Raw genomic sequence first — 16,023 nt, 5'->3', positions numbered from 1 at the left:
AATATTTAGCCATGCATACCACGGATTGGATAGTTGTTCTCTGGTTTTCTAACGAACACCAAGCCATCTGCCAATGCTTTAAGATCTGGTCTAGAGAATGGTGCATTTGAGAGATCAACGATTTGTATCTTGCCTTCACCGTTTATGACAAATACAGCGGGCTCTGCAAATGGGTGATCCGTTTCTTTCGCTGAACGTGGATCAGAGATATAAAGCCCTAGCGTATTCATCTGTTCGATAGTCAGACCATGAGCAATAGGGAAGCTGATATCTAATTCTTCTAAATGACCTTCTAGCTGCTCTTTACTGTCGCCAGACACGGCAATGACATCGACACCATTGTCATAAAAAGACTTTTTCACAGTCTCTAACGTATTTAGATATTTTGTGCAGATTGGGCAGTGCTTGCCGCGATAGACAACCACCAGTTTCCAGTCATGACCGTTCTCAGGTTTGCCAAGTTCTGTCATCTCTCCATCTAGTAACTGTACTTCCATTTCAGGAAACGTAGCACCCGCTTTGATTTTTTGAGCATAATTATTTGACATAGTTGTTATCCTTTTTAATAGTATTTTATGATGAGTATGTGTTGAACAATCTTACTTTAGCAGTCTTAATTGTAAAGGTATGGGGTGTTTACAGTGCTCCAAAGTAGCAATGGGAAAAGTTAACATTACCTTGAACATTGTCCAATAAGACTGCTAAAGTAAGCGAGTAAGTCATAGACAAAGTGTCTATTTGTTTGATTCTTCAGTGGTCTGAGCATCTAGTTTATCTTGAGTTTTTAGCTCAAAATCTGACGCATCATGACGTTCATGGAGTTGCTCAGAAGGTTCGCCCCAAGTGCGGTTGACCTTACGCCCGCGTTGTACAGCAGGACGCTCTAAAATCTCTTTTGCCCAGCGGCGTACGTTTGGATAGCTCTCAACTTGTAAAAACTCTCCTGCATTATATGCTTCGCCTAGTATTAAGTTGCCATACCAAGGCCACGTGGCGATATCGGCAATCGTATACTCATCGCCGCCCAAATAGCGATGTTCTGCCAGCTCTCGATCCAGCACATCTAACTGACGCTTTACTTCCATTGTGAATCGATTGATAGGATACTCAAATTTCTCTGGTGCATAAAAGTAGAAATGTCCAAAACCGCCACCTAAGTAAGGGGCAGAGCCTTGCAGCCAGAAGAGCCAGTTCATGACTTCAGTACGTGCAGCGGCATCTTTAGGGAGCAGTTTTCCAAATTTTTCGGCGAGATAAAACAAGATAGCACCACTTTCAAACACACGGCTGCCAGTCTCTGTATCAAATAGTACTGGGATCTTTGAGTTGGGGTTAATCTCAACAAAGCCTGATGAGAACTGTCCGCCTTCACCAATCTCAATAAGGTGGGCGTCGTATTCAGCTTCTGTCACACCCAACGCCAGTAACTCCTCGACCATAATGGTGACTTTTTGCCCATTAGGCGTACCCATTGAGTAAATCTGCAAAGGGTGTTTACCGCGAGGTAGTTCTGCTTCGTGCGTGGCGCCTGCAATAGGGCGGTTGACACTTGCCCACTTACCGCCGCTTTCTGCATCCCACGTCCAGATGCTGGGTGGCTCGTAATGATTAGAATTTGACATAATGATGATACCTTTTTATAGACTGTGTTCAGTAGGATGCGATTGATAGATTAGGTTTATGGTTTTTATTCTGACATCTCAGTCAATTGCTCAATAATATTTTTATAGTTTTCTACACCTTGCGCGCCGCTCACTAAATGGCGACCGTTAAAGATGACTGAAGGCACGCTTTGAATGCCTGGCTGTTTTGAATGCTGTACAGACTCACGTATCACATCAGCGAAGCGCTGGTCTTCGATGACTGCGAGCGCCTCAGTACGATCAAGTCCAATACTGGCGGCGATATCAGCTAGCACAGCGCTGTCACCGACATTGCTATTATCAACGAAGTGCGCGACAAACAATGCTTGTTTTAGGTCGTGCATACGTCCTTGCTGATTTGCCCAATGTAGCAGCTGATGAGTATTGAACGTATTATAAGTACGAAACTCATCGGTAAATCGAAAGTTAAATCCAACTTCTGCACCCGCCGCTGTCATTCTAGTTAGGCTCTCTTTAATGTCCTCAGCAGTCGTACCGTACTTCTCCATGATATGCTCACGGTAGTTGCGTCCTTCAGATGGCGTGTTGGGATTTAGCTCAAACGGATGCCAGTGAATCTCATGCGGCGTGTTGGTTTGTTTTAGTGCCTCCGCTAGTTGACTGTAGCCGATAGCGCACCAAGGACATACAACGTCTGACACAATATCTATTTGTAATGGTTTTTCTGAATGCTGCATATGATCCCTCATTAGCTATCAATTAATATGAAAAACTGCTGCCCGACGATGTTTCGAACAACAGTATGAAAACATCAAATGGACGGTGTCAGCATTTGCTGCAAGACTTATTGGTCAGCTTTATGCCATTCGAATTTCTGGAATGGTTTGTCGACTGGGGTATTAGCTAGGTGATTCGTGTAGTTGCTCATGACTTTTTGAGCCGCACCAAGAATGACTTCTAAAATCTGGCGTTTGGTATAGCCTGCGTCCAAAAATGCTTGAACCGCGCTATCATCGACATTACCACGATTACGTACGACAGAAAGCGTGAAATCACGTAAGGCTTCTAGGCGGGCGGTTGGTAGCGGCGTTTCATCACGTAGTGCATCAGTGATGGCGTCATCTACTTTCATGCTCTTAGCAATACCCGTGTGAGCAGGGACACAGTAATGGCAGGCATGTTCGACGTTAATAGTTTGCCATACCACAGTGGTCTCTTCATCATCGAAACTACTGTTCAGGAACAACTCATGCAGACGTTGATAACCTTCTAGCAGACCTGGCGCTTCAGCCATGACGGCATGTAGGTTTGGCACCATACCAAAAGCATTGATAGAGGCATCAAGCAAGGCTTGGCTTTCTTGTGGGGCGCTTTGTTTATCGTGAAGCGTAAAATCCGTCATAATATTATCCCTAATTGTATATTTGAAATTTGATGTGTTTTAGATTTTTATGCTGGTTAAGCTTATCTGCTGATTTATATTTAACGATTAAGTTGAGTGCTCACTCAAAATCAGACATATTGCTTTGTAACCGAGTCAATAAAACCACTATAAATGATATTGAACAATCGCTCAATAATTATTTGAGTAATCGTTCAAATAAATTGTAACGGTGAAATTATATTTCTATCTTCTGTGGGGTTTATAGTAATGATATCAATGGTTTGAGAGGGTGATACTTTGTAAGCGTAGACGTAGTAACGAATATCGTCAAGCTAATGAAGCAAGTTAAATGATTACGATGCGATCTTATCAACCAAAAACCACTCAAAAAAAAGAGCACAGCAGCGCTCTTTTTAATATAAATATTCCTATGATCTAATTCTCATTGAGTGATTATAGAGATTAAGCAATCTCTGTCATCTCATTTAGTATGAAGGACTCAATAGCGCCTTCTGTTGCGGCTGAAAAATCTTTTAAGTGTTGGTTTTCCATATGTATTTGCCACAGCTCGCGCGTGGCCCAGCTTTCATGAAACATGAAGTGAGCAGGGTTTTCGTTATCTTGGAACAGGTTATACCCAAGACAACCTTCTTCATCACGCGTAGGTGGTATGAGTTTTTCGAGCTCAGCCTTGACTAGGGCAATGCTGTCATCTTTGGCAGTGATATTGGCAATAATCGTTAATGTAGACATGTTTAATCCCTTGTTATCGTTAGTTAGTAGGATGGATAGAGTAGCCTGTATGGGTATGCAATCCACTATATCAATGTACAGCATTAGATAAGTTATTACTTGAACGACCGTTCATTTATAGTTATAGTATTTATCAGACAATAAAAAAACGTTCCAGATCACGATGCCTATTTTTGTTATCTTTCATACCTTTTATAGTCATCAGATTTTAAGATCATCAGACTACTATGTTGTAACAGGACAAGATTATGCTTAAGTTTTATTTTCACCAAACGCCAAACCCAATGAAAGTGGCACTGTTTCTTGAAGAGACTGGTTTGCCCTATGAGCTCGTTGCTGTCGATACGCTAAAAGGGGAGCAGCACACGCCTGAATACCGCGCTATCAATCCCAATGGCAAAACGCCTGCCCTTGAAGATGATGGCAAACGTGTGTTCGACTCTACTGCTATCTTGATGTACTTGTCTGAAAAAACAGGATTGCTGGCAGGACAGCCAGAAGATCGTAGCGAGATGCTCTCATGGCTGATGTTTTTAGCAACTGGTCTGGGTCCTTATTCTGGTCAGTCTGTGCATTTCAGGCACAAGGCGCCAGAAAAGATCCCGTATGCGATGAACCGCTATCTTCGCGAAGCTGAGCGGCATTACGAAGTGCTCGACACCCATTTGGAAGGCCGTGAGTATTTGGTTGGAGATGAGTATTCAATCGCTGATATCTCCGCATGGGGCTGGATAGACAAGGCAACAGTGGTACTGGGCGACGCTGGATTAGATGATTATCCAAATCTAAAGCGTTGGTTTGCCACTATTGATGCTCGTCCTGCGGTGCAAAAAGCGCGTGAAATTCCTAAAAGTATCGACTTTAAAACTGAGTTAGATGAGGTTGCTGCACGTGCGCTTTACCCGCAGAATTTTGATAAAAACAGTTAATCGAAGCAAAGATGCGCAAAAAGCTTTATAATAAAAAAGTGATTAAAAACAGCAACTAAGGTTGATTCTATAAACTTTGCCTTAAAATAGATTTTGAGGCAAAGCTATTAAGGTAAAAGTTATGAGTGCTCCGATAAAGTTCAATCGCGAGGATGTGATCGAAAAAGCAAAAAATCTCTATTGGGAAAAAGGCTATCACGCAACCTCGATGCGCAATTTGCAAGACGTCATCAATATGCATCCTGGTAGTATTTATGCGGCTTTTGGTAGTAAAGATAAGCTCTTTATAGAATCCTTAAACCGTTATGCGGCAGATGGTGCCAAGCGTTTGGCTGACTGTATTGAGCAAAAAGACACCGTGCTTGATGGATTAAAACATTTTATCCATACCGTTATCGTATGTAATAAAGTGACGGCACCAAGTGGTATGTGCATGATTGTAAAAACGATCGCTGAATTGACTCAGAATGATAGTCCAGCGCTGTTGGCACATGCCACAGGGATTTTGGAAGGGATAGAAGCCTCATTCGCTACGCTATTTGCACAAGCTATTGATCATGGTGAAATCAACGCAGAGAAAAACCCGACTGAATTGGCGCGCTATCTTCAAATTCAGATCATAGGTCTTAGGACGTATGCTCAGATTACCAGTGATGACGTTGCAGTAGAAAAGTACATCGATGATATTTTTAAAAACATCGTATAAAGACTGATACTTTTTAGCAAAAACACCCTGACTGTCTACTTAAACAGTCAGGGTGTTTTTTTATGAGCTATTTTATATATGCCATTTACTGCGAGTCTTTAGAGTCACTAGGGCGTGTCCCTATTTTAAAAATGGTGATAAAAATGAGATAAATCGCAGGCAAACAAGGAAAATAGTGCAAATAATATCGAGATATTGATCAGCTATTTGACGCCGTTTGTCAAAGATTTAGCCATTTTTAGCCCATTTAGTGATAAACGTTTGAATTAGGGACACGCCCTAGGATTATCACGAATGAATTTAAGCAACAACTCAGCCAGCTTTTCTCCTTGATCTTCTTGCAGAAAATGCCCACCATTGATAATGGTCGTATGCTGCTGGCCTTTGGTGCCCGGAATCAGTTTTTGTAGAATACGGTCGCCGCCACCTGTCACTGGGTCAGAGTCACTAAACAGTGTGATAAAAGGTTTTGTCCATTTGCTCAGTACTCCCCAAGCGGCACGATTTTTTTCTGATGCAGGGTCATCTGGTGTGGTGGGTACTAGTAACGGAAACTGCCTAGCGCCTTCTTTATAAGATTCATCAGGGAAGGGTGCATCGTACGCAGCCATCACCCCTTGTGATAGCGTCGTTGTGGTACCACTTTTGATCGTCGCCCCTACATTGAACTGCGGTGTCTCTTGCGAGAACTGCTGCCATTTGCGAAACCCTTCGCCAGGATCGTGATCGCCAGTTGGGAGCATCGTATTGCCAGCGGCTACCCGAGCAAACTTATCTGGGTTTTCTGCCACTAAGCGCAGACCGATCAGACCACCCCAATCTTGACAGAACAACGTGATATTATTCAAATCTAACTGGTCAAGTACCGATTGCATCCAGTCGACATGACGCTGATAAGTGTAGTCAGTACGCGCTGCTGGCTTATCTGATTTGCCAAACCCGGGGAGGTCTGGCGCAATGACACGGTGTCCTGCGGCCGTCAGTATCGGAATAACTTTGCGATAGAGATAACTCCAAGAAGGCTCGCCGTGTAGCAGTAATATGGGGTCAGCATCTTTTGGGCCTTCATCGAGATAATGCACGCGCAGCTCACCGCCCTCGGTATCGTCGACCATCAGATAGTTTGGGGCAAAGTCATAATCGGGCAGGTTAACAAAACAGTCATCAGGTGTTCTAAGGGTTTTCATATATCATCCTTGAGTGAAATAAATAACGGTGCACTCTTGCACAATGTTGAGGAATGTTGAGATTTGCTTTAATAAAGTCCTAAATAAAGACTATAGCGTACAACTGTCTGCTGCTACAAACCTTAGTCATGAACAGTCCAGTGTTGAATGCTATGCATGAGAATACTGAAAAACTGTCATCTTCAGCCCGATTATTACGGTCAACAAGCCATATTTTGTGGGTTTAATCCTGACGCCAATATACCTTTATCACCACCTCTGCACGGCTAAGATCAAGTCGCTCTCTGAGCATGGGACGCAGCGCTTTGACAGTGCTTGCCTCTAACGCACCCCAGACCTTATCAATTTTTAAGGGCTGATCCGTTAAATAATTACCTACCGTATGATCGATTAGGGATGCTAAATGCTGTACTGAGCATTGTTGATCGATGACGATGGGAAGTACGGTGAAGTTGTCTTTAACGCCATTCTTGGTAGTGCGCTCATTATTGCCCTCAGTACTATTATTAATGCTGCGATCAATACCACTACGAATTTTTACGTTATCAAAATAACGTTGATCCGCCGCGTTGTGTGTGACGCAAACAACTAGCGGCGGTATTGGATTTTCCCAAAGCTCGAGTAATCTCGCGACAGTCGGCATAGACGTTTCATCAGCGATTAATAACGCTTGACTATCACTCAAATGATCCACTTTTTCAGGAAATTCTCTTTTGGTGATTATGGTTTCACCTACCTGTAGCGACTGAGCCCAACTGCCGCCCAGTGTATCTCCATGAAGAAACACATCGACCCACGCTTGTATGCCAGTAGGCGTTTTCCATGCTTTTCTTAAGGTGTAATAACGATGAGCGCGTGCAGAGCGTGCGTTGTCCTCTATACCAGTGGTTACGCTATTCTTAGCGGCGCTATTGTGTGCCAAATCAAACAAGTAAGCATAGCCCGCGTCATTGATTGGCACTGAGGAGGGCTGTTTGTTTAATGGGTCACTACTACTTAATTGAGGCATACTGAGTTCAAGACGGAGCATGTTCTCGCTGACTTTATAGCGGTTTTCCACCGTAAAGATTTGTTTGATTAATTCGATGGTTTTTTTACCCAGTTTTTTATCTGCCCTTTGTTTGAGCGCAATATATTGAACTTGTAGCTCGTCAGGATGGGTGATGGCTGCGGGAAAGGCAATAAAAAAGGTTTGATTCTGCACAGTGTTGTCTTGAGCGTTATTAGATTGAGACTCTACATTTTTTGGCTGTACTTGTAACTCGAGACCTTCAGTGTAAACCGTCGTCAATTGTACCTCTATATTATCCAATTCAGCATTAGATATAGGGGTAAATGCGATTAAAAATCCTAGCAGCTCATCTATATGTTCTTCATTGATATGACTGATGATGTCTTTTAGTTCAGGGGCATTCAAGGGAGTATACGGTCTGTCTTGACCATAACGATTACGTTCAGAGGATAGGAGGATATTAGCCATATTGATACTCATAAGCAGAGGTAAATTAATAAATACAAACTTCGATTAGTTAATGATAATTGTTTTTATTATCGTTTACGAGTAAAATCATCTCTCATTACCGTTTTGTTTTCAAGTACATGCTTTAAAACAGCGCTTCAATAAAGTGTTTCGAGACAAAAATGCTGCAAAAAAGTAACTGTCATCGAGCCTAACTTTTCTAATTTTCTATCAATAATGAGTGCCTATATGCTACGTGCAAACCAACTGACCATCAGTCGTCAAGGGAATACTTTACTAGATAACGTGAGCTGCGAGATTGATACCAAGCAGTTGGTGGCGCTAGTTGGACATAACGGTTCAGGCAAATCGACCCTGATCAAAGCATTGGCAGGCGAGATGGCGAGTAGTGGCGGGAGTATTACCTTAGATGATACTCGTATCAATGATTACGGTAGTAAAGAGCTGGCGCGTCAAATGGCCTATCTACCGCAGCAACTGCCGGACGCCGCTGGATTTACCGTGCGTGAGCTGGTGATGCTCGGACGCTATCCGCATCAAAAGTGGCTACAAAAGCCAACCCAAATGGATAGAGATAAAGTCGAGCAAGCGCTAATGGTGACCCAAACCGAAGCGTTTGCTGATCGTATCACGGCTACATTATCAGGCGGCGAGCGCGCCCGTGCTTGGCTTGCGATGTGCTTGGCGCAAGACACTAAATATCTATTGCTTGATGAGCCGCTCGCTGCGCTGGATATGCATTATCAGATTGAAGTCATTCAGCTTATCCGCCGTTTGGTAGATGAGCAGGGGTTGAGCGTGGTGATTATTATTCATGATATTAATCTGGCCGCGCAATATGCGGATCGTATCATCGCGCTAAAAAACGGCCGAGTTTGTCACAATGGCAATATCAAAAGCACGATGCAATCTGAGGTATTACACAATATTTTTAACGTTGACATGCAACTGCTTAACCATCCTATAACAGGGCAGCCTGTTGCAGTCGCTTGACATCAGATCGCTTCTTTTTCATACACTCGCCTAAAAAGATATGCCCCTATGTTTTCTGTTGTGTTTTTTGTTTTTTATCAATATCAATCGTCAAGGCACTCGGTAGCCACATCAGAGTGCGCGTCGCCAGCAGCCGTATTTAAAGGATTTGCTCTCTTCGCCTTTGTTATGCTCACCTCGTTGACATTATCCGCTTGTAGTCACTCGGCATCCGACAAAGATATTACTCACTTTGATGAATCACCTCCTGACAATATCACTGAAACAGAAAACAGCCATACGGTCATTATTAATAGTGACCGTATTAATAATGACAGTATCAATATCGTCTCCCCTGATTGGGGTAACGCAGCGACGCTGACCGCGATGGGGCATGCGCCGATTGCGACTGGTGATATCAGAGTGTGGGACAGATGGGTCGGTCGTCCCAATCTCCCAGCGTCAACCACAGATATTGGCATTCGTTATCAGCCTAATGCAGAGTTAGTCGCCCAGCTCCCTGTTGATATGGTCATAGATAACTATTTTTATGAACATGCCCGCAGTTTATATGGTGATGTGCCTGCCGAGTCAGTGATGTTTGCAGCAAAAGGGGAGACAGCAACATGGGCTGACTACACTGAACCGACACGAGCGCTTGGTGCGCTTATTGAAAACCCTAAATTGGCAGAAGACTATATTGTACAGAGTCAAAAAGAAATTAGTCGGGCTGGCGTGAAACTGCAACAGCGTTATCCAAACGTAAAAAAGTTCGCTGTCGTACAGTTTGTTGATGCCAATAATATGCGCATGTATGTCGATAATAGCTTATTCAGAGTGGCATTAAATCAAATGGGTAAAGAGCTTGTGTCCTTGGGTCAAGGCAATCAATGGGGGTTTTTTCCAATACGCATGAAAGACTTGGCGCAGTTAGATGATGAGACCTGCTTACTTATCATAGATCCCATGAGCCCAATCACTAAAGCTGAGATTGAGGACAGTTTGGTATGGCAGCGTTTGAGCTATGGTGACAATCGCTGTATGGCAGAGTTGCCGCCAGTATGGATTTATGGCGGTATGTCGTCACTGGTAAGCTTGGCAAATAATCTATCGACAGTTTCGTTGAAAGGTGGTGCCACATTATGACTATCAACACTGATCATTCAACCAATACTAACTCTACTAATACTAATAATAGTGCCAATGCTATGACCTCGGCTTCACGCTCCTATTCAGCAACCACTTCATCGTCTAAGCCCCCACCGAGCAGACCTGATATCTCTTCATTGATTAGCACATCTTGGCGATTGTGGATTACTCCGATAGGGCTAATGGTTTTATCAGTATGGAGTGGTTGGATACTATTAGGTCAAGAATGGACGCGTCCGATTAGTGAGCTATTTTTACCAAGCTCGCAACTGGATATTGCCAGTATGGCGACGCAGCTTCATTTGGTTGCTACCAGTGTAGTGGCGTTATTAGCAGGCGGGTTGTTGGGCGTGGTCAGTATCTTGCTACAGCAGCTGGTCAAAAACTCATTGGCATCAGACACTACATTGGGAGTGGGGGTAGGCGCACAGTTGGCCATGCTGATTGTGACGTTATTTTTACCAAGTTTGGCCATTTATGGTGGCATTTATGTGGCTTTTGTCGGTGCCATTATAAGTATGGGTTTAGTATTTGCCTTGTCAGCGCCCAGTCGATTTAACCCGCTGATTTTGATATTAGCTGGTTTGGTCGTGAATATTTTGCTAGCAGCGATCGCCAATGTATTAGTGCTATTTTTCGCTGAGCGCAGTAATGGCATGTTGTCATGGGCGGCTGGGTTTTTGGCCCAAAGTAGCTGGGACACCAGTCAAATACTGGTAGTAACGGCTATTTTAATGACCATAGTGAGCCTACCTTTATTAAAACCGCTGACGCTGATGAGCTTGGATGACTCGCAGGCGAGGCGTTTGGGCGTACCGATCAATAGTATTCGCGCATTGGTGGTGCTCATTGTGGCAATGGTAACGGCATTAGTCATTAGTGAAGTTGGCTTGATTGGTTTTATTGGTCTTGGTGCGGCAAGCTTGGTCAATGCGCTGGGTATCTCGTCCATTGGCAAGCGTTTGGTAGCCGCGTTTGGGCTAGGTGCATTGCTACTACTGTTGACCAGCAATGTTGCGTTATTGCTTGAGCCGATACTAGGTATGCAAATCCCCGCTGGTGCCATGACGGGCATACTTGGTGCGCCACTGATTATTTGGCTGATTTTGCGCCAGCGCCGTGAGCGCATAGAGGCAGTAACTCCTAGGATAAGTGGTCAAAACAAAAACGTTGTATTTTGGCGATGGGGCGTTGGAGTTATCATCACAATAATGTTGGCTTGTCTTTTTGTACAGGATATCAATGGTTGGGGATTTAGTACCGATTGGGCATTGACGCAGCAGTATCGTCTGCCTCGTAGTTTAAGTGCGGCGGCAACAGGGTTGATGTTGGCTGTTGCAGGCGTGCTACTACAAACTCTAACTCGCAACCCTATGGCCAGTCCCGAGGTTTTAGGTGTCAGCTCAGGCGCGGCGCTTGGGGTTATTTTAGGGTTTTTATTATTACCAAGTTTGGGGCTGTCGGCTGGAGCAGGTACGTTACTAGTTTCAGGACTGTCAGGTGCGATGGCAGTGTTGCTACTAGTCATTTGGCTGGCACGTAGAGTCAGCTCAGGCTATCTATTGTTGGTCGGTATTGGTATCGCCGCCATGATGGATGGGGTCATGCACATGGTCAAGCTATCAGGCGACCCACGTCTGGAGGCGATGCTCAGCTGGTTATCAGGCACGACCTATAGCGCCCAGCCCAATACGGTCTGGTATCTCATTGGCATTGCACTCATTTTGTTTGTACTTAGCTTATTGATTATCAAGCCATTGCGCGTCCTTGGATTGGGCACAGGGGTCGCGCGTAATTTGGGTGTGGCAATCACACCAGTCACTTTTTCACTATTAGTATTAGTAGCAGCACTGAGTACAGCCAGCACCCTAGCTGTCGGACCATTGAGCTTTATTGGCTTGATGGTGCCGCATTTGGCGACATCACTTGGGGCGGTCAAGCTTGAGCGGCAGTTACCATTAGCGGCATTGTTAGGAGCAGGTGTCATGGTGATAGCGGATTGGATCGGACGTTATGTGATTTTCCCTTATGAGCTGCCTGCTGGTACAGTCGCCGCCATCATCGGCGGTGGCTATTTCTTATGGCTTATTCGTAAGGTGCCAACTACGACAAAAGGCTAGAACCGATTCGTAGTGGGAAGGTGATGGCAATGCTAACCAGTTGCCACAAAAACATAATAGATTATTTTATAGAAATAATAATCATTATCATTTATGATGTCTTTCACAAAGTTAGTACATACAGTATTATTTGCTAAATATAACGCATACCACTGTCCACCTATCCAACTAAGTGAAATAACCTAAGTGAAGTAATTATGAAAAGCCACCATCACGTTGCTCTATCTCTTCTTACCCTTTGTATCAGCCAGCAGTTACATGCGCAAACCAGTACCAATACAGCGAATGTCGTATTAGACATACAAACTACCGCAGAAATAGCATCAAGCTCATCATCTAAGGCAGTGCCTAGTGTGACCTTGGATACCATCAAAGTCGCTGCCAATGCTAGAACAGGGACAGCGCTGGCACAAAAAATCAGTAAGATGCCCGCAGTCACTCAAGTGATTACCGAAAATGATATACAGATGCAGGCCACAGGCGACCGTACTACGGGCGATATCTTGGCACAGCTGATTCCAAGCCTAGGTGCCAGTAGTGGCTCAACCAGTAACTATGGCACCACCATGCATGGTCGGCCTGTGCAGTTTTTGCTAAATGGTGTGCCTTTAAGCAGTTCACGCAGTCTCTCACGTGAGCTGAACAGCATTGACCTTGCACAGCTTGAGCGGGTAGAGGTGCTCTCAGGTGCAACCAGTATCTATGGTGCTGGTGCGGCTGGCGGGTTGATTAACCTTGTGACTAAATCTCTGGTGGGTTATGGCCCTATCAGACAAACTAGAGTGGGCGTGAGTAGCAGCCGTGAGTTTGAATCAGAGTCATTCGGCTATCATGTCGGTCAGACACTAGGCTATGGTGGCGAGCGAGTGTATGGCCGTCTAGATGTGGATTACGAAACTAAAGGCGGCAAGTTCGATAGTCATGGTGATCGCATCAGCCCTGATGTCAACCAAACAGACCAACAAGACACCAAGTCCTTGAGTGTGAATGGTAGCTTGGGTATGGCATTGACGGACAGTCAGACGCTAGATCTTGCCGTCACTTATTATAATGATGAGCAAAACACCGACTACGGCCCAGATTATGGCGATGGTTTGGCAGTGTTATTTGGCGCAAAACCATCTTTAAAAGCAATCGATGGTGCCAATATAAAAAACGAGCCGCTGACGACCAAAACCTCCGTCAACTTAAACTACAATAATGACAATGTTGCAGGCTCAAATCTGAGCATTACAGGCTACTATAGAGACGAGACAGGTCGTTTTTACCCTTCTGGAAAAACCGCGGACACCCAAGCATCTGAGGTATGGCGAGCAAACGGTCTCACTGATAAAGACACATTAGGCAAGCTATTGGGCGCGGCAACTTTTGTTACTCAGTCAGAGGCTGATATCGAGGTCATGGGGTTGCGTGCTGCTATGCAGACCGATAGTGAAATCGCAGGTAGAAAAACACTCTTTAGTTATGGTGCTGACTTTGAACGTGAAAACAGTGAGCAGGCCTATTATGGACAAGACTTAAATGAGTTTATGGCAAGTAATGGTCTAAGCGCCCAGCCCAATGGTCTAACGTATAATGGTGGGCCAGATACGACCATCGATAAATGGGGCGCTTTTGTCAATGCCGATGTCGACTTAACGGATAAATGGCATACCAGTGCAGGCGTTCGTTATCAAAAGCTCAAAGCAAAAACCGATGCTTTTACGCCCATCTATGAGCAGCTGCTTGACGAGTACTTCAATAACCCTCGCATCAGTGGGACAAGTGCCGCTTATGGTATTGACTATCAAGCAGGCGATGTTAAAAAGGGCAGCACAGACCATGACAAAACCTTGTTCAATCTCGGTACTAGCTATCAATTAACCCCAAATGATCAAATATTTGCTAACTTTTCACAAGGCTTTACCACCGCAGATATCCAGCGTGCGCTGCGTGATGTGCGGGCAGGATTTGTGGTCAACTCAGAAAACGTACAGCCTATTGCCATCAATAACTACGAGTTTGGCTGGCAAGGTAAGCATGGCGATACGGCTGCTCGCTTAAGCGGTTTTTATAATGAATCAGATAAAGTCGTGCGCTTCACTGATGATTATACTGTAGAAGTCGTCGATACCGATGAGCGCGTCTACGGGGTAGAGGGGTCGCTTAGCCATGATATTAGCGATAAATGGCAAGTAGGCGGTAGTGTTGCCTATACCCGTGGTCAGTACGATAAGGATGGCGATTGGCTAGAGCTGGATGCCGTACGTCTGACACCGTTAAAAGGCACTGCATTTGCGCAATATCAATTCGATGAAGGCAGCAATATTCGTCTGCAAGCGCTAGCAATAGGCGGTAATGACAGAGCTTTTAAAGACCAACAACAAGACCCTGACTCTAGTGCATTGCCAGTGACCGGTTATATGACCCTAGATGTCTTGGGACAGGTGAAAATGCCAGTTGGCCGAGTAGATTATGGGGTTTATAACTTGCTCAACAAAGACTATCAAACGGTCTATCATCAGACCACATTTGGTGATTTGAATCGCTTACCTGCCTCAGGCACGACTTATGGGTTGAGCTATACTATCGACTACTAAAACTAACAGCATGTAAAAAATAAAAGTATCAAAAACCCTTCATGCCAGATCTTTATAGTATGAAGGGTTTAGTATTTTATGATTGACTTATAGCGTATCAATGCTAATCTAAGCACTCTTTGGGGAGTAGCCTGCTTTCGTACTGCGAAAGCGTTCGTATCAACATACTTGGCCACATGCCATGGTACGAACACCTCTCGGTTGGCGAGACCATCGATATATCTACACTGCAGGTCGGGGGTGTGGCTATGTCGTGGACTCTATACTCGACCAGAGAAAATCACATGAATCCTATCGCACTTCTACTACTTGCTTTTTCCATGTCTACGGATGCCTTTTCTGTGGCAATCAGTAAAGGAGCAAGCCTTAAAAACCCTCATTTTACCGAAGCTTTCAGAATGGGTGTTATTTTTGGCACCATTGAAGCGATCACTCCTATTATTGGTTGGTTAATTGGTCACTCTGCCACATCCTTTATAGATGCGTCTTTTATTGAGGCATGGGATCATTGGGTCGCGTTTGTCATACTTTTTGCGCTCGGTCTACACATGCTGTATGAGGGAATGAAGACAAGTGATGAAAAGGCAGAAGCGCCGTCGAGACATTCATTTCTTAAACTTGCGTTGATTGCATTTGGTACCAGCATCGATGCCATGGCTGTCGGTGTGAGCCTAGCATTTGTAAAGGTCAATATTTTACTGGCGGCAGGTCTGATTGGTCTAGCGACTACGATAATGGTCACGCTAGGGGTGTTGTTAGGAAAGATGTTGGGCTCATTAATTGGTCATAAGGCGGAAGTGTTTGGCGGTGTGATGCTAATTGCCATCGGTGCATGGATTTTATTTAGTCATCTTTAGTCACTCGATAGGTATTAGCTACTTGATAAATAAAAGCCCATCTGTATCAATAGCTGGGCTTTTTTATGTCTATAATCAGCACATAACACCGTAACTCTTGCTAAATGATCGGAACATCTCAGCACTACAAAAATTGTTAATCATCAATAGGATAACCATAGTAAAGATAAAAATTCGGTGGTGTTCTAAAAAGTATGCTGGCATCAGACGTAGCCATAATTGACATAAAAGAACACCAGATCAAACACTTTTAAGTGATTATCGAGCTTCTTAGAGAAACAACAGGTTCTTCTAACGGCTCGT

The 16,023-nt window shown here is 44.3% G+C and carries 14 protein-coding genes, 1 pseudogene and 1 riboswitch; of the genes and pseudogenes, 7 read left to right on the top strand and 8 right to left on the bottom strand.

Features of this window, described 5'->3' with window-relative positions; genetic code table 11:
• Positions 1-5: 5 nt before the first annotated feature.
• The 5 genes from JMX83_RS11525 to JMX83_RS11505 all read right to left on the bottom strand — a co-directional run bounded on the left by JMX83_RS11525 (position 6) and on the right by JMX83_RS11505 (position 3,741).
• On the bottom strand, positions 6-548 hold the full coding sequence (locus tag JMX83_RS11525) for a peroxiredoxin-like family protein (protein WP_201601887.1): 543 nt from the start codon (positions 546-548) through the stop codon (positions 6-8).
• 186 nt (positions 549-734) lie between these two features.
• Entirely contained in the window at positions 735-1,622 is an 888-nt protein-coding gene (gene yghU / locus JMX83_RS11520) for a glutathione-dependent disulfide-bond oxidoreductase (RefSeq protein WP_201601885.1), read from the bottom strand.
• Between the two features lie 65 nt (positions 1,623-1,687).
• Positions 1,688-2,341, bottom strand: coding sequence for a DsbA family oxidoreductase (locus tag JMX83_RS11515; protein ID WP_201601883.1), 654 nt, complete (start codon positions 2,339-2,341; stop codon positions 1,688-1,690).
• A gap of 107 nt (positions 2,342-2,448) precedes the next feature.
• The gene (locus JMX83_RS11510; RefSeq protein ID WP_201601882.1) at positions 2,449-3,006 is read right to left on the bottom strand and encodes a carboxymuconolactone decarboxylase family protein; all 558 of its coding nucleotides are present in this window, start codon (positions 3,004-3,006) and stop codon (positions 2,449-2,451) included.
• A gap of 444 nt (positions 3,007-3,450) precedes the next feature.
• A complete protein-coding gene (locus JMX83_RS11505; protein WP_201601879.1) occupies positions 3,451-3,741 on the bottom strand; it encodes a putative quinol monooxygenase in 291 nt (96 codons plus the stop codon).
• A 248-nt stretch (positions 3,742-3,989) separates the two neighbouring features.
• Between JMX83_RS11505 and JMX83_RS11500 the strand changes: the two genes are divergently transcribed.
• Together JMX83_RS11500 and JMX83_RS11495 are read left to right on the top strand one after the other, a co-directional pair.
• The gene (locus tag JMX83_RS11500; protein ID WP_201601876.1) at positions 3,990-4,670 is read left to right on the top strand and encodes a glutathione S-transferase family protein; all 681 of its coding nucleotides are present in this window, start codon (positions 3,990-3,992) and stop codon (positions 4,668-4,670) included.
• Positions 4,671-4,791: 121 nt separating this feature from the next.
• Complete coding sequence (locus tag JMX83_RS11495) at positions 4,792-5,376, top strand: TetR/AcrR family transcriptional regulator (RefSeq protein ID WP_201601874.1); 585 nt, start codon at positions 4,792-4,794, stop codon at positions 5,374-5,376.
• A gap of 266 nt (positions 5,377-5,642) precedes the next feature.
• Here the strand turns inward: JMX83_RS11495 and JMX83_RS11490 are convergent, their stop codons facing one another.
• Together JMX83_RS11490 and JMX83_RS11485 are read right to left on the bottom strand one after the other, a co-directional pair.
• Positions 5,643-6,563, bottom strand: coding sequence for a haloalkane dehalogenase (locus JMX83_RS11490; RefSeq protein ID WP_201601871.1), 921 nt, complete (start codon positions 6,561-6,563; stop codon positions 5,643-5,645).
• Between the two features lie 223 nt (positions 6,564-6,786).
• Complete coding sequence (locus JMX83_RS11485; RefSeq protein ID WP_201601868.1) at positions 6,787-8,043, bottom strand: siderophore-interacting protein; 1,257 nt, start codon at positions 8,041-8,043, stop codon at positions 6,787-6,789.
• A 228-nt stretch (positions 8,044-8,271) separates the two neighbouring features.
• Here JMX83_RS11485 and JMX83_RS11480 point away from each other — a divergent pair, with 228 nt between their 5' ends.
• The 5 genes from JMX83_RS11480 to JMX83_RS11460 all read left to right on the top strand — a co-directional run bounded on the left by JMX83_RS11480 (position 8,272) and on the right by JMX83_RS11460 (position 15,720).
• Positions 8,272-9,036, top strand: coding sequence for an ABC transporter ATP-binding protein (locus JMX83_RS11480; RefSeq protein WP_201601866.1), 765 nt, complete (start codon positions 8,272-8,274; stop codon positions 9,034-9,036).
• 168 nt (positions 9,037-9,204) lie between these two features.
• Positions 9,205-10,161: an ABC transporter substrate-binding protein gene (locus JMX83_RS11475; RefSeq protein ID WP_201601864.1), complete on the top strand. Its 957-nt coding sequence runs from the start codon at positions 9,205-9,207 to the stop codon at positions 10,159-10,161.
• The gene (gene fhuB, locus JMX83_RS11470) at positions 10,158-12,284 is read left to right on the top strand and encodes a Fe(3+)-hydroxamate ABC transporter permease FhuB (RefSeq protein WP_227675834.1); all 2,127 of its coding nucleotides are present in this window, start codon (positions 10,158-10,160) and stop codon (positions 12,282-12,284) included. Before JMX83_RS11475 ends, fhuB begins: the two co-directional genes overlap by 4 nt.
• A gap of 197 nt (positions 12,285-12,481) precedes the next feature.
• On the top strand, positions 12,482-14,863 hold the full coding sequence (locus tag JMX83_RS11465) for a TonB-dependent receptor (protein ID WP_201601862.1): 2,382 nt from the start codon (positions 12,482-12,484) through the stop codon (positions 14,861-14,863).
• 109 nt (positions 14,864-14,972) lie between these two features.
• Positions 14,973-15,140, top strand: a riboswitch (yybP-ykoY riboswitch).
• On the top strand, positions 15,112-15,720 hold the full coding sequence (locus tag JMX83_RS11460; protein ID WP_265089541.1) for a manganese efflux pump MntP: 609 nt from the start codon (positions 15,112-15,114) through the stop codon (positions 15,718-15,720). (Overlaps the previous riboswitch by 29 nt.)
• A gap of 203 nt (positions 15,721-15,923) precedes the next feature.
• On the opposite strand, the pseudogene JMX83_RS11455 reads toward JMX83_RS11460, so the two are convergent.
• Positions 15,924-16,023 (bottom strand): annotated as a pseudogene (locus JMX83_RS11455) (IS1 family transposase); the annotation flags it as partial.

Source organism: Psychrobacter piscatorii (genome assembly GCF_904846415.1).
GTDB lineage: Bacteria > Pseudomonadota > Gammaproteobacteria > Pseudomonadales > Moraxellaceae > Psychrobacter > Psychrobacter piscatorii.
This window is presented reverse-complemented; position numbering and strand designations above follow the sequence as displayed.